Source organism: Paramagnetospirillum magneticum AMB-1, assembly GCF_000009985.1.
In the GTDB taxonomy this organism is placed as follows: Bacteria; Pseudomonadota; Alphaproteobacteria; order Rhodospirillales; family Magnetospirillaceae; genus Phaeospirillum; species Phaeospirillum magneticum.
Genome location: NC_007626.1, coordinates 1,552,161 through 1,565,592, shown reverse-complemented (window position 1 = coordinate 1,565,592; position 13,432 = coordinate 1,552,161). Strand labels below are relative to the sequence as shown.

Genomic DNA, 13,432 nt, shown 5'->3' with positions numbered 1-13,432 from the left:
CGCGCCCGGCCAGTACCGTCTTGTGCGAAGTCCTCGACCGGCGGGGCGGCTATTGATAAACACAATCCCAACGGGGTTCAAATGACTTTTAGGACCCGTTGCAGTCGATGCGGACCAGCCTTCAAAGGCCCGCGCGGAAGAAAGGACAGGACCCCATGGCTGGTCACGATTCCTGGCCACCCCCGGTGCGGCGGTTTCTGCTGTCGACCCGGGCCGGACGGATTGGGCTGCTCGTCCCCCGTCTGTGCATGGCGGCTTGGCGGTCGCGGGGGCTGCACGCCCTGTGGGCGGCGCTGGTCTGGACCTTTCGCTCGCGTGATATCGCGTCGCGCTCGTACCATACGACGCGGCTGAACCAGGATGAATTGTGCTGGACCATCGCCGCCGTGACCCGGATTCCGATCGAACGGATCATGGGCTGGCGCGACGAGATCCTGGCCGACGACGACCTCGCCCGGCATGTGCGCCGCGCCGTCGAGTCCTCGCCCGAGCGCTGGTCCCATGACCCCGATTATCGCCTGGGGCGCCGCCTGGCCTATTACCTGCTGACCCGCGCCCTCCGGCCCAAGCGGGTGATCGAGGCGGGAGTGGACCGGGGCTTCGGTGCCGTCCTGATCCTGCGGGCTCTGGAGCGCAATGCCGCCGAGGGCTCTCCCGGCGAGTATCTGGGCATCGACCGCAAGCCGGAAGCCGACGCCTTCCTCTACACCGCCTATCCCGCCCGCCGGGGCCGCATCCAGTGCGGCGATGCCGCCGCCATCCTGCGCGGCCTGCCCGGCGACGGCAGCCTGATCATCCACGACACGGGGATCGAGCCGACCCATCTGGCGGCCTTCACCGCGGCGCTCGACGCCATGTTGGCCGACGACACGGTAGTGATCTCGTCCTGGCTGCGTCCCGACTTCATGGATCTGGCGCGCCGCCGGTCGCGCGGATTCCTGGGACACAAGGACAGCGCCCCCGGGCACTGGAAGCCCCCCAGCCGCATGAGCTTCATTTTCCCGGCAGGGCGGCAGGACCAGCGAGACGCCATGCGGACCGAGCTCCCATGAAGAAAGGGGGCGGCCCTCGCGGACGCCCCCTTGACCTGCCGCACGACGGAACGCCGCCCTATTTCGGCTGTTCGACGAATTCCACGGCGCTGGGCTTAAGCGTATCAGCCTTGGGCGCCGCGCCGCCCTCGCCCTCGGCGGCCTTGGCCGGGGCGGCGCTGGAGGGCGCCGGGACCGAAGCACCGACCGGAGTTGCTCCCGTCTGGCTCGGCAGCGCCGCCCGGGCATCTTTCTGGCCGTTCAGCGAAGCCTTGACGGCGGCGGCGCGGAACTGGCGGTAGAGACTGCGGATGGCGGCGTACTCGTCAATGGACGTGCGCCGGATTTCCTTCAGGGTATCCAGGTGCTCGGTGCGCGTATCGACAATGTCGACGCCCGTATTGACGTCATTGATCACACCCAGTCCCTGGGCGGCGAAGACCCGGCCCATGGGGTCGGCGAAATAATCGGCGACACGGCCCGCGCCGTCGCGCAGGTTGGACGGCCCCAGGAACGGCAGCATGACGTAGGGACCTTCATCGATCCCCCAGGTGGCGAAGGTGATGCCCAGGTCGGTGGAGTGGCGCTTGGCCCCGCCGCTCTCTGCGACCACGTCCTGGGTGCCCAACAGACCGAAGGTGGAATTGATGAAGAAGCGGCCCAGCGCATCGGCGGCGGCGGCGGGATTGCCCTGGAGCAGATCGTTGCCGGCCGTATAGGGCTCCTGCATGTTGGCCAGGAGATTATGAATGGCCTGGCGCAGCCAGTCGGGCATGACGTCGCGATAGGTCTCGGCCACGGGCTCGGCCACATTGGTGTCGAGGAAAGCATTGACGTCATAGATGGCGCGGTTGGTGGGCTCCATCGGATCGTTGACGGCCTCGGCCTCGGCGCGTTCCTCGGGATCCTCGGGCAGCGTGGCGCAGGCCGAAACCATCGAAACGGCCATGGCCGCCGCCACGGAAAGCAGACGACGCCTCATAATGCAAAACCTCCAACCCGTGGAACCCCGGCCGGGTGATCAGGCCGCTCCCGGCGCGCATAATATCCACTGCGACGACGAGGTCAAACGCCATATGAAATCGGCAATTCCGCCACGAAGACAGAGCCCCGCCCGAAAATGGAACGGACGGTAACGGAAATCCCCAGGATTCTGGCGATTCGTTCGACTATGGCCAAGCCCAGCCCCAATCCCTCATCGGCACGCCGGGTCGGATTGTTCAACTGGTAGAGTTCCTCGAAAATAAACGGAAGATTCTCTTCGGCAATGCCGATTCCGCTATCCCAAACCTCGATGCGGATTCGACCCTGGCGGCGGCGGCACCCCACCACGATGCCGCCCGTCTCGGTGTAGCGCACGGCATTGGTCACCAGATTGCCCAGCAGGCGTTCGAGCAAGGTGGCGTCGCTGACACAGCTCAGCGAGGTCTTCACCACCCGCAAGCGGAGGCCCTTGGCGTCCGCCGTGGGGCGGCTGGCGGCCGCCACCAGATCGAGCAGTTCCCCCAGATTGATGCTTCCCGGCGTCACCGTCATGCCGCCGGCGTCCAGACGCGACATGCTGAGCAGGGCCTTGAGCTGGCGCGAAAGCTGGTTGGCGCATTGCTTGGCCTTGATGCCGGGCTCGGGCTGCCGCTCCGCCAGGATGGCGCAGTACATCTGCAAGGCCTGCATGGGCTGGCTGAGATCATGACTGGCGGCCGCCAGAAAGCGCGACTTGGAGGCGGAGGCCTTTTCGGCGATCTCCTTGGCCAGACGCAATTCCAGTTCCGTCTGCTTGCGGTCAGTAATGTCGATAGCGGCGCAGATCAGCCCCACGGTCTCGCCCCGCGCGTCGTAAAGCCGGCGCGCGATGAGATCGAAATATTGCGGCCTGCTGAAGGCCAGGCTTTGCACCTGCACGTCGCGCCGCACCGAGACCCCGGTCTCGATCACGCCGCGATAGATGGCGCACAGCATGTCGGCGCTCTCGCGGGTGAAGATGTCGTATTCGGTCTTGCCGATCAGATCGGCATCGCCAAATCCCACCTGGCAGGAATGGGCCCAGGTGTACCGCAGGTCCAGGTCCAGGGTGAACGCCACCGAGGTTCCCAGTTCCATGGCCAAACGAAAACGCTGCTCGCTCTCGGCCAGGGTCTCCAGCGACACATCCAGTTGGCGTCCCAGAAACTCAGCCAGCCGCTCGTTCAGGGATTGCTTGGCCGCATGGGCCAGCTCCAGCCGAGACAGCGCCTCGCGCAGACGCACCTTGGAATCGATCAGATCAGATATCTCGGTAAAGGTAACAAGCGCAGCATCGGGTTCACCGGCCTCCATGGCAATGGGCTGGGCCTGCAGGCGCAGCCAGACCCGTTCACCGCCGCGGCTGATGCCCATCACCAGAGGCCCGGCGGGCTGACGGGTTTTCAACGCCACCGTGGCGGGATGATCATCGCCGCCCAGCGGAGTGCCGTCCAGATAGGTGGCGTCCCAATCCTCCACGTTGCAGGTCTTGCCGATCAGGTCGGAAGAACTCTGACCGAGAATGCGGGAGGCGGCGGCATTGGCGTAAATGATCCGGCGGCAGAAATCCTGCACCACGACCCCCTCGGCCATGGTGGCGAGCAGGGTCTTGTACAGATCGGCATTAACCGGAGATGACAGCACATTTGCCTCGCGGGCTCGAGATGGCCCGAATTAGGAGGCCTCCGGGCCGAATACGTCAAGCCCCCCTCTCTGGACTGCGGACAGAGACCGAACCGATATCCCGACCCGAAACGGTCATGGAGCCGTCATGGAACCGTCGCACTCAAACGCTATCCTCCCGCCGCCAACGGACCATGGAGGGCAAGAGTGTCGGGCGAGAAGTCCATGCGGCGGGAATGCCGGGATTGCACCTATTGGACGGGAAGGAATTGCGCGATCGCCGACATGCGGCCGGACAAAAAAGAATGCCGCGGATGCGATTTCTTCATCCGCGACAGTCTGCGATACGCCTTCTTCGCGAAGGTCTGATACCGGCGGGCCGGCAAAGGCACGGCCTCAATTTCACGGGCAATCATTACATACTAATGGCCTAATGTCAATGACCTGACTAGAGGTCGAAGACCCGCCCGACTGCCGCCAGGGACCTGGCCCACAGATCGGCCAGTTCCTCGGCCCGGGCCATGGTCTCCGGGTCTTCCGAGCGTGCCGCATCCTCCACCGCCCGGCATTTGGCGGCCAGGGGGGAAAGGTGCAGGCTCGACGCGGCGCTGGCCATGCGGTGGGCAAGCTGTCCGGCCTCGGCCAGCCGGCCGGCTTGGGCGTGGTCGGCCAGCGCGGCCAGGTCGGCCGCCGACGAGGTGCGGAACAGTTCCACCAATCCGACCATGCGGTCACGGCCCAGATCCCCCATGTCCGACAGCAGACCCGCAACCTCCACCAGGTCCGTGTCCTGGGCCGATGCGCGGGGAGCGGCGTCCGAACCGGACAACAGGTGGCCGATATGGTCGAAGCGAAAGGGCTTGGCGAGGCAGCCGAGGATGCCGGCCTCGCGCCAGCGGGCTTCGTCCTCCTTCACCGGATTGGCGGTCAGCAGGTAAAGCGGCACCTTGGCCGCCTCCCCCGGCAGGGCACGGATGGCCCGCGCCGTGTCGATGCCGTCCATGCCCGGCATGCGCATGTCCAGCAACACCAGATCGAATCCGCCCCGGGCCGCCGCCTCGACCCCCTCGTGGCCATCGCAGGCGCACACCACATGATGGCCGCGCCGTTGCAGCAAGCCGGCGGCCACCTCGCGGTTGACCTCGTTGTCGTCGACGAGAAGGACCCGGCAGGGGCGTTCGCTTCCGCCGCTCTGTTCGGCCAGGGGCGATTCGGCGGGCGGCAGCGGCAGGTCGACTCGGAAGGTGGAGCCCCGGTCCGGAAGGCTGTCATAACCGATGACGCCGCCCATCAGATCGGTCAGGCGCTTGCAGATGGCCAGCCCCAGTCCGGCCCCATCAAAGCGGCGCGCCGCGCCGCTGTCGCCCTGCCAGAATTCGGTGAAAAGCTGCGCCCCGATCTCCGGCGCGATACCGATTCCCGAGTCCTTGACCGAGAAGCGCAAAATCTGCCCCTGTTCGACGGCTAGGGGCTCGACGCCGATCTCCACGCCGCCCCGGTCGGTGAACTTGATGGCGTTGCCCACCAGATTGAATAGAATTTGCCGCAGACGCAGCCGGTCGCCCGAGACCACCCGGCGCACGCCGGCGCCGAAACGGCACGACAGCGCCAGGTCCTTCTCCGCCGCCCGCGACGCAAGGACGAGGCGCACCTCCTCCACCGTATCGAGCACGTCGAATGGCTCGACGGCCAGGGTCATGCCCTCGGCATCCAGGCGCGAGAAATCCAGGATGTCGTTGACCAGCCCCAGCAGCAGTTCCCCCGACGACACCAGAGTCTCGGCAAAGGACTTCTGGCGCGGGTCCAGGTCGGTCTCCAGCAGCAGGCGCGCCATGCCCAGCACTCCGTTCAGCGGCGTGCGGATCTCGTGGCCCATCATGGCCAAGAACACCGACTTGGCCCGCGCCGCCTGCTCGGCGCTGTCGCGGGCCTCGCGCAGGACTTCCTCGCCCATCTTGCGCTCGATGGCATAGCGCACCACCCGCGACAGGATGAAGGCATCGCCCAGCCCCTTGACCAGATAATCCTGGGCGCCCCGCTTCAGGGCCTCCAGGGCGACGGCGTCGTCGTCATTGCCGGTCAGCACCACCACCGGCAGGCGGGGGGCGACCCGGGTCAGGGCATTCAGGGTGCCGATGCCCGACGAATCCGGCACACCGAGATCGGCCAGCACCACGTCGAAGCTCTGGGGGCCTTCGGACAGGCGCTCCACCGCCTGGGCCAGCCGCCCGACCACGGTGACCTCGAAGGGCGTGGTCTTGACCCGGCGCAGCATCTGCCCCACCAGCTTGGCGTCGGCGGGATCGTCTTCCAGCAGCAGGACGCGGATCGGGGGGACGTTCATGGCGGCAGTTGCGCCGTGCCGAACCAGAAATCCTCGATGGAATGGATGGCGGCGGTAAAGGCCTCCACATCCATGGGCTTGGAAACGTAGCTGCTAGCGCCTAGGGCGTAGGCTTTCTTGATGTCGCGGTCCGCTCCCGAGGTGGACAGAATCACCACGGGAATGGAACTCAGTGCCGCGTCGGCGCGGATGTCTTCCAGGATTTCGTGGCCGTTGCGGCCCGGCAGGTTGAGATCGAGCAAAATCAGGTCGGGACGGGGCGCCTGGGCATGGGCGCTGCTCCGGCGCAGGAAGTCCATGGCTTCGCCGCCGTCCTTGACGTGATGAAGGCGGCAGACATGGCGCGACCGCCTGAGCGCGATGCGCACCAGCCCGGCGTCGCCCAGGTCATCCTCCACCAGCAGGATGTCGTGAATGTCCTTGGAAGCCACACCACCGCCCTGATCATATTTGGCCCAGGGATAAAGCCTGTATCAAATCCCCCCCCGGCGCAAGGCTCAGCCATCGCCCTGAGGCTGGTGGGCGCCTTTGGGCCAGGTGAAGGCCAGAACCGTTCCAGGCCCGCTCTGGGACTCGACCCGGATCGCGCCGCCGTGCCGGTCGACGATCTTCTTGCAGATGGCCAGGCCGACACCGGTTCCCTCGTATTCATCGCGGGCGTGCAGCCGCTGGAAGATGCCGAACACCCGCTCGGCATGCTCGGGCGGAATGCCGATGCCGTTGTCGCGCACCCGGAACAGCCATTCGCCGCCCTGGTCCTCGCACTCCACCGACACATGGGGCGGCTGACCGGGACGGTGGTATTTCAGGGCATTGCCGATGAGATTGACGAACAGGCGCTCCATCTCGCCCCTGTCGCCGTAAAGAACGGGCAGCGCCGCGGCGACGCTGAGCGTGGCGTCGCAATCCTCGATCTCGATCTGAAGGTCGGACAGGGCCGACTCCACGGCCTCGGCCGCGGCGAAGGGCGCATCGCCGATGACCCTCCCCACCCGGGAATAGGCCAGCAGATCGGTGATCAGGCGGTCCATGCGCCGCACGCCGTCACGGACGAACCCCATGTATTCCAGGGAATCGCCCCCCAGGGTGTCGAGCAGTTCCTCCTCCAGCAGCGAGACGTAGCTGCCCACCACCCGAAGCGGCTGGCGCAGATCGTGGGACGCCACATAGGCGAACTGCTCCAACTCCTCGTTGGAACGCCACAATTCCCGGATCAAGCCGTCCAGTTCGTTTTCCAGACGCTTGCGCTCGGTGATGTCCTGGATGGTGGAATCCATGCGAACCGGCCGCCCCGCCGCGTCGCAGCTCACCTCGGCGCAGCCGCGCAGCATCCGCACCTCGCCATCGGGACGAATGATGCGGAAGTCGGCTTCGCGCCGGCCGCCCTCGGCCGCAACGACCCGCAGAATCTCGGCCACCTCGGCGCGGTCGCCGGGATGGACCACGTCCAGGAAGACGTCGTGAGCCGGAACGCAGGCGCCCGGCACCAGGCCGAGAATGGTATGAAACTCCTCGGACCAGACCCCCGTGCCTGTGGACAGGTCCCGCTCGGCACTACCCAGCTGGGCCACCCGCTCGGCGTTGGCCACCAGGGCATGGCCCCGCTGCTCCACCTCGTGCAGGCTATGCTCGAACCGTTGGGTCAGGTCGGTCAGGGCGGCGTCCAGCCCCAGGGGATCGCTCCACCGCTCGGCACCGGCGGCCGATGGCCGGGCGGTCGGGCAGGCCAAGCGGCGGTCGGCGCCGGCGCCGATGGCCATGCCGGCCCAGAACGACAGGCCCACCAGCAGCGGCACGAGGCCGGCCAGCAGCCAGCCCAGGCTGCGGTCCCCCTCGTCGGGCCACAAGCTCCAGACGGCAAGGGCCATAATGGCGGCAATGATGGCGGCCAGCGCGGCAAAGATCAGCCCCAGCCGCACGGCGATGCGCTCGCGCGGTTTCGGTATCGTACCGGCTGTCACGTCCGGTGCCCGCAAGACGGCCAACCCCATGAAAACCCCGTCGGCCTTGGTGACCACTATAAATTTACAAGGTGTTCATAGTAGAACCCCTGATGACCGGAGGCAAGCCGTCCAGAAGTGACATCCCCCCCCGGCCGGCCGTATTGTCCTTGGCGCAGACAGTGACGAGGTCCCATGCCCAGAGAGTATCCCAACCACCCCCTGCCCGGCGTCCTGGCCCTGGTCGAGCGGGACGGCCGCCTGCTGATGGTCCGACGGGGCAAGGAGCCCGATCGCGGCAAATGGGGCTTTCCCGGCGGGTTGGTCGAGGTGGGCGAAACCCTGGCCGCCGCCGCCCTGCGCGAGCTGGCGGAGGAGACCGGCCTTGCGGCCCGGGCCCGGGGCGTGGTGGACGTGTTCGAGGTCATCAGCCCCGATGAAGCGGGCCGAATCCGTTACCATTACGTCCTGAACGTGGTGCGCTGCGTCGACCCGGTGGGCGAGCCGGTCGCCGCCGACGATGCCGAGGCGGTCGGCTGGTTCTCCCTGGCGGAGATCGAGGGAGGGGAAGTGCCGGTCAGCGTCAACGCGCCGCGCCTCGCCCGCATGGTGCTGGGCTCCCCCTGAAGCAAACATGCCCGGCACAAGGCCGGGCATGAGGCTAAACAAGAGAAGTCAGAGGGCTACCCCCGAGCGGCGCTGCGGCTGCCGCCGGGCATGCCCTTGAAGCCGCCCTGGGGACGGGCGCCGCCCGGCTTGCCCGCCGGCTTGCCGGCAGCGGCGGGACGGCCGGAGGCCGGCTTGCCCGCATGGGTGTGCTTGGCGCCGTCGCGGCCCTTGGCCGGATGGGCGCCGTGCTCGCCGTGGGGATTGCCGCCGCGGCTCTGCTGAGGGTGGCCCTTGCCGCCGCCGCGATGGGGCTGCGGCGGCTTGGTGGCGCGGGGGCCGCCGGGCAAGCCACGGGTGGCGATGTGGGCGGCGTGATAGGGCTGCTCGTAATCCACCGGAATGGCCTGGCGGATGGTCTTCTCGATGTCGCGGAGATAGGCCACTTCATCGCCGTCGCACAGGGACAGGGCGATGCCCGAGGCACCGGCGCGCGCCGTGCGGCCGATGCGGTGGACATAGCTTTCCGGCTCGTTGGGCAGCTCGAAATTGATCACATGGGTGATGCCGTCCACGTCGATGCCGCGCGCCGCGATGTCGGTGGCGACCAGCGCCTTGATGCGGCCGTCGCGGAAATCGGCCAGGGCCTTCTGGCGGGCGCCCTGGGACTTGTTGCCGTGAATGGCGTCGGCATCGATGCCGGCCTTCTCCAGCAGCTCGACGACGCGGTTGGCGCCGTGCTTGGTGCGGGTGAAGACCAGGGCGCGCCCCACGTCCTTGCCGGCCAGGATGTCGGTCAGCAGGGTGCGCTTGTGCTCGCGGTCGACGAACAGCACCTTCTGGTCGATCTTGTCCACGGTGGAGGACACCGGGGTCACCTCGACGCGGACGGGAGTGTGCAGCACGGAATTGGCCAGGCCGACGATGGAATCGGGCATGGTGGCCGAGAACAGCACGGTCTGGCGCTGCTTGGGCACCAGGGCGACGATCTTGCGGATGGGCTGGATGAAGCCCATGTCGAGCATGCGGTCGGCCTCGTCGAGCACCAGCGCCTCGACCGAGTCCAGACGGATGGCGCCCTGCTCGATCAGGTCGAGCAGACGGCCGGGGGTGGCGACCAGCACATCGACGCCGCCCGCCATGGTCTTGATCTGCGGCACCATGCCGACGCCGCCGAACACCAGCGCGTGGCGCAGCCGGTAATGGCAGCCATAGGTCTTGAAGCTCTGACCCACCTGCACCGCCAGTTCGCGGGTGGGGGTCAGCACCAGGATGCGGCAGCTCTTGGGCATGGCGCGCTTCTTGAACTGGTCCAGGCGCTGCAGCAGCGGCAGGGCGAAGCTGGCGGTCTTGCCGGTGCCGGTCTGGGCCAGGCCCAGAACGTCGCTGCCCTGGAGCAGATGGGGAATGCTTTGTTCCTGAATCGGGGTCGGAGTGGTGTAGCCCTCGGCTTCAAGCGCCTTCAACAGGGGTTCGGCCAGGCCGAGTTCGGAAAACAGAACGGTCATAAGGTCTCTTTCATCAACAAACCGTCATCCCTCGGCCCACGCGGGGCGGGGACGGACGGCGGGACGAACGCCGCGGGATGCGGTCTTCGTCGGGCTCCTCCCGGACGCGCGGCCAGGAAGCTATGGGCAAGGGAAAGAAGGCTCGGGGCGGAAAGGCGATCCATCGGGGGACCATGCCATCTGCGCGCTGCCCGCGAGCAAGCCGGACGCGAATCGTCCGGACCGGCGGACCCTGCGCTTTTGCACCGCACAAGTCAAATTAAATCGGCTCTCGCGCCCAGAACGGGCGCTCGGGGTTAAATCGGCCAGAAGGTCAGGATCAGCAGGGTGCCCGACACCAGCACGATGACGCTGAGCGGCAATCCCAGGCGCCAGTAATCCCCGAAGCGATAGCCGCCGACACCCATCACCAGGGTGTTGCACTGGTGCCCGATGGGGGTGAGGAAGTCACTGGCCGCGCCCAATGCCACCGCCATCAGGAAGGGATCGACGGCCAGGCCCAGCTTGACCGCCATGCCCGCCGCCACCGGCCCCATCAGCAGCACGGTGGCCGCATGGTGCAGAAAGGGCGCCAGCAGCATAGAGGCCAGCAGCACCAGCCCCAGCGCCATGGGCACCGGCACCTGCGAGGCTGCCAGGGCCAGCCAGCCGGCCAGCAGGTCCGAGGCTCCGGTGCTCTTCATGGAATCGCTGATGGGGATCAGGGCGCCCAGCAGGATGATGATCGGCCAGTGAATGGCCTCGTAGGCGCCGCGCAGCGGCAGACAGCCCAGCAGCACCATGGCCACCGCCGCCAGGAAGAAGGCCGGCGCCACCGGCATCACGCCCACCGCCACGGACAGCATGGCGGCAAAGGCGATCCCCACCGGCAGCCAGGCCGACTTGCCCGAGGCCGGCATGGCCTTCTGGCCCAGCGGCAGGCAACCCAACTGCGCCAGGGTGCCGGGCAGCGCCTCGCCGTTGCCCTCCACCACCAGCACGTCGCCGGCCATGAACTCGGTCTGGCGCAGCCGCTCGATCATGTGCCGCCCGCCCCGGCTGATGGCCAGCAGGGCCATGCCGTGGCGCCGCCGCATGGCACTGCGCACGGCGGAACTGCCGACCAGGGGCGAGTTGGGCATCACCACCGCCTCCATCACCGTGGTGTCCTCGCTCCCTAGGCCGCCGCCGCCCATCAGCACCAGCCCCGCCTGGTCCAGCAGCGGCTTCAGGGCCATGGGGTCGCCCTCCAGCACCAGCACGTCGCTTTCCGAGAATTCCCAATGCCCGCCGGGGACGTAGCGGTGCCCTTGATCGCGGATGATGGCCGCCACCGTCACCGCGCCGCCCGAAAACAGTTGTTCGAGATCGGCCACCGTGGCGCCGATCAGCGGCGAGTGGGCCTCGATGCGCACCTCGGCCAGATAGTCCTCGATGCGGAAGCCCTTGTCCCCGGAACTGCCCTGGCGGTCGCGGGGCAGCACCCGCCAGGCGAAGGTCAGAAAGCCGATGCCGGCCAGACAGATGCCCACCCCCACCGGCGTGAAGTCGAACATGGTGAAGGCCTTGCCGGTCAGTTCCAGGCGCACCCTCGACACGATGATGTTGGGCGAGGTGCCGATCAGGGTCATCACGCCGCCCAGCAGCGAGGCGAACGACAACGGCATCAGGATCTGCGAGACCGGAATGCCCCCCGCCCGCGCCAGCCGGACGGACAGGGGAATGAAGATGGCCAGGGCGCCGATATTCTTCATGAAGGCCGACAGCACCATCACCAGCGCCACCAAGGTGCCGATCAGGGCATCGGGGGATTTCAGCGCCGAAAGCGGCTTCATCAGGCGTTCGATGATGCCGGACCGCTCGATGCCTGCGCTGACCACCAGGGCGGCGGCCACCACCACCACCACCGGGTCGGAAAAGCCGTGGAACGCCTTGTCCGGCGGCACCAGCCCGGCCAGAACGCCCGCCGACAGCGACAGCAGCGCCACGAGGTCGTAGCGCAGCTTGTCGAGAGCGAACATCAAGATAGTGGCGACCAGGATGGTGAAGGCCAGCCCCTGTTCGAAGGTCATCGGTCACCCTTCACACGATAGGAACGGCGAAGCTACACGAGCCCATGCTTGTCCGCCAGAGTCCTGGAGGACGGGTTAAGGGGTTCGCCCGGCCGGGATCGTGGGTTAGGCTGAAGCGCAATGACCACAGAGCACACCGACAGGACCGATGCCGCCAAGACCAGGCTGGCCGAGCAGGGCCGCTTCGCTCCCGGCCCAATGAGTTCGGGAGGCGGGGGCGTCCGGGTCCTGGCCATGACCGTCGCACCGGATTGGTGGAGCATCGCGCGCCTGCCGTCGCAACTGGTGGCGGCCGGCTTCGAGGTGGCGGCGTTCTGTCCCCCGCGCAGTTGGCTGGCGCTGACCCGATTCGTCTGCGAGCGCTATGTCATTCAAGGCCCCGATCTCGAGGGGCAACTGGCCGATGCCGTTGCCGCCTGGGAGCCCCATCTGGTCATTCCTGGCGACGAGTTCGCCGTCCACCTGCTGCGCGGCATGGACCGTCCCGGAACTCCCGAGACGTTGCGCCAGCTGGTGCGCCGCTCTTGCGGCGATCCGCGCTTCCACCAGGTGGTGACGGACAAGACCCGCACCCTGGAGGAGGCGGCGCGTCTGGACATTGCGCACCCGCCACAGGCGCCGGCCGAGGATTTCCAGGACTTCGCGACCCGGCACGGCTACCCCTTGCTGCTCAAGATGTCGGTGGGGATGGCCGGGCTGACCGTGCGGGCCTGCACCGACGGGGAAAGCGCCGCCGCCGCCCTGGCCCGGTTGCGGTCCCTGACCCTGCCCGCCTATGTCGGCCAGCGGTCCATCATGGTGCAGGAGCATATCCGGGGCCGCCCGGCCTCCATCGCCCTGGTGGCCCTAGACGGCGTGGTGCTCGACAGCTTCAGCTATTCCACCGAGGAAACCGCCGGGGAATGCGGCCCAAGCTGCGTGATCCGGCGACTGGATCATCCGGGAATCGCCGGGACGGCGAGAAAGCTGGTGGCCCATTTCGGATTCAGCGGCTTCGGCGGCTTCGACTTCATGATCGAGGCCGCCACCGGAACGCCCCACCTCCTGGAGATGAACCCGCGACTGACCATCGCCGGCCATCTGGGGGCGGCCTTCGGTCACGATCTTGCCAAAGCCCTGCATGCCGGCCTGAGCGGAAACTCCTGTTCCCCACAGCTCGACCCGGGACATGACGTGGTTGCCCTGTTTCCCCATGAATGGTGGCGCGACGCGCTAAGCCCGCATCTTCGTCACCATTTCAGCGACGTCCCCTGGGACGATCCCGCCCTGCTCAGCCGGGCGCTCATCTCGCGCCAGCCCTGATCGGGTTGTTGCGATTGCGTATCAC

At 67.3% G+C, this 13,432-nt stretch carries 11 protein-coding genes; 4 read left to right on the top strand and 7 right to left on the bottom strand.

Annotated elements, in window-relative coordinates; translation table 11 throughout:
- The first annotated feature begins 155 nt into the window (after nt 1–155).
- The gene (locus AMB_RS23275) at nt 156–1,052 is read left to right on the top strand and encodes a class I SAM-dependent methyltransferase (RefSeq protein WP_011383846.1); all 897 of its coding nucleotides are present in this window, start codon (nt 156–158) and stop codon (nt 1,050–1,052) included.
- A gap of 58 nt (nt 1,053–1,110) precedes the next feature.
- On the opposite strand, the gene AMB_RS07245 is transcribed toward AMB_RS23275, so the two are convergent.
- Complete coding sequence (locus tag AMB_RS07245) at nt 1,111–2,013, bottom strand: MlaA family lipoprotein (RefSeq protein ID WP_011383845.1); 903 nt, start codon at nt 2,011–2,013, stop codon at nt 1,111–1,113.
- A gap of 83 nt (nt 2,014–2,096) precedes the next feature.
- Nucleotides 2,097–3,677 carry a PAS domain-containing sensor histidine kinase gene (locus AMB_RS07240; protein WP_011383844.1) on the bottom strand — a complete coding sequence of 527 codons (1,581 nt, stop codon included), beginning with the start codon at nt 3,675–3,677 and terminating at the stop codon, nt 2,097–2,099.
- 186 nt (nt 3,678–3,863) lie between these two features.
- Between AMB_RS07240 and AMB_RS25610 the strand changes: the two genes are divergently transcribed.
- A complete protein-coding gene (locus tag AMB_RS25610) occupies nt 3,864–4,025 on the top strand; it encodes a hypothetical protein (RefSeq protein ID WP_158303943.1) in 162 nt (53 codons plus the stop codon).
- Between the two features lie 79 nt (nt 4,026–4,104).
- On the opposite strand, the gene AMB_RS07235 is transcribed toward AMB_RS25610, so the two are convergent.
- The 3 genes from AMB_RS07235 to AMB_RS07225 form a co-directional block, all read right to left on the bottom strand.
- A complete protein-coding gene (locus tag AMB_RS07235; protein WP_011383842.1) occupies nt 4,105–6,000 on the bottom strand; it encodes a response regulator in 1,896 nt (631 codons plus the stop codon).
- Nucleotides 5,997–6,431, bottom strand: coding sequence for a response regulator (locus tag AMB_RS07230; protein ID WP_043743722.1), 435 nt, complete (start codon nt 6,429–6,431; stop codon nt 5,997–5,999). Before AMB_RS07230 ends, AMB_RS07235 begins: the two co-directional genes overlap by 4 nt.
- A gap of 66 nt (nt 6,432–6,497) precedes the next feature.
- Nucleotides 6,498–7,991, bottom strand: a complete 1,494-nt coding sequence (locus tag AMB_RS07225; protein ID WP_011383840.1) for a sensor histidine kinase — start codon at nt 7,989–7,991, stop codon at nt 6,498–6,500.
- A gap of 144 nt (nt 7,992–8,135) precedes the next feature.
- Between AMB_RS07225 and AMB_RS07220 the strand changes: the two genes are divergently transcribed.
- Nucleotides 8,136–8,567, top strand: coding sequence for an NUDIX hydrolase (locus AMB_RS07220; RefSeq protein WP_011383839.1), 432 nt, complete (start codon nt 8,136–8,138; stop codon nt 8,565–8,567).
- Between the two features lie 56 nt (nt 8,568–8,623).
- On the opposite strand, the gene AMB_RS07215 is transcribed toward AMB_RS07220, so the two are convergent.
- Together AMB_RS07215 and AMB_RS07210 are read right to left on the bottom strand one after the other, a co-directional pair.
- A complete protein-coding gene (locus AMB_RS07215) occupies nt 8,624–10,054 on the bottom strand; it encodes a DEAD/DEAH box helicase (protein ID WP_011383838.1) in 1,431 nt (476 codons plus the stop codon).
- Between the two features lie 296 nt (nt 10,055–10,350).
- The gene (locus AMB_RS07210) at nt 10,351–12,105 is read right to left on the bottom strand and encodes an SLC13 family permease (protein WP_011383837.1); all 1,755 of its coding nucleotides are present in this window, start codon (nt 12,103–12,105) and stop codon (nt 10,351–10,353) included.
- Nucleotides 12,106–12,225: 120 nt separating this feature from the next.
- On the opposite strand from AMB_RS07210, the gene AMB_RS07205 reads away from it, so the two are divergent.
- The gene (locus AMB_RS07205) at nt 12,226–13,407 is read left to right on the top strand and encodes an ATP-grasp domain-containing protein (RefSeq protein WP_043743720.1); all 1,182 of its coding nucleotides are present in this window, start codon (nt 12,226–12,228) and stop codon (nt 13,405–13,407) included.
- Nucleotides 13,408–13,432: the final 25 nt, after the last annotated feature.

Excerpts from the sequence above, each read along its gene's own strand:
- AMB_RS07220 (WP_011383839.1), top strand. The coding sequence starts at position 8,136 with ATGCCCAGAGAGTATCCCAACCACCCCCTGCCCGGCGTCCTGGCCCTG.
- AMB_RS07225 (WP_011383840.1), bottom strand. The coding sequence starts at position 7,991 with ATGGGGTTGGCCGTCTTGCGGGCACCGGACGTGACAGCCGGTACGATA.
- AMB_RS23275 (WP_011383846.1), top strand. The coding sequence starts at position 156 with ATGGCTGGTCACGATTCCTGGCCACCCCCGGTGCGGCGGTTTCTGCTG.
- AMB_RS07245 (WP_011383845.1), bottom strand. The coding sequence starts at position 2,013 with ATGAGGCGTCGTCTGCTTTCCGTGGCGGCGGCCATGGCCGTTTCGATG.
- AMB_RS07205 (WP_043743720.1), top strand. The coding sequence starts at position 12,226 with ATGACCACAGAGCACACCGACAGGACCGATGCCGCCAAGACCAGGCTG.
- AMB_RS07215 (WP_011383838.1), bottom strand. The coding sequence starts at position 10,054 with ATGACCGTTCTGTTTTCCGAACTCGGCCTGGCCGAACCCCTGTTGAAG.
- AMB_RS07210 (WP_011383837.1), bottom strand. The coding sequence starts at position 12,105 with ATGACCTTCGAACAGGGGCTGGCCTTCACCATCCTGGTCGCCACTATC.
- AMB_RS07235 (WP_011383842.1), bottom strand. The coding sequence starts at position 6,000 with ATGAACGTCCCCCCGATCCGCGTCCTGCTGCTGGAAGACGATCCCGCC.